This window comes from Paracoccus sp. S4493 (assembly GCF_000967735.1).
In the GTDB taxonomy this organism is placed as follows: domain Bacteria; phylum Pseudomonadota; class Alphaproteobacteria; order Rhodobacterales; family Rhodobacteraceae; genus Paracoccus; species Paracoccus marcusii.
In genome coordinates this window covers 1-223 of sequence record NZ_JXYF01000485.1, presented here as the reverse complement: position 1 = coordinate 223, position 223 = coordinate 1, and the positions used below count along the sequence as shown (strand labels likewise).

Here is a 223-nt window from a genome sequence, read left to right as displayed (position 1 = left end):
CCGCCCCGCCAGCAGGATCACGTCCAGGGGCCCGTGATCCATCACCCGCAGGCAGATCTCGGCTTCGTTGACGCCAAGACCGAATGCGCCGATGCGGCCGGCCTCCTTCAGCCGAACCAGCCGTTCATACCCGGACCCCAGGAACGCCTGCAGATGCCGGTCGTTGTCGGTGCCATGGGTATAGGTGCCCAGATCGTGGACATAGACGATGTCGACCCGCGCG

General features: G+C 65.9%; 1 pseudogene. It reads right to left on the bottom strand.

Annotated elements, in window-relative coordinates:
• Window positions 1-223, bottom strand: a pseudogene (locus tag TW83_RS21585) (aldo/keto reductase); the annotation flags it as partial.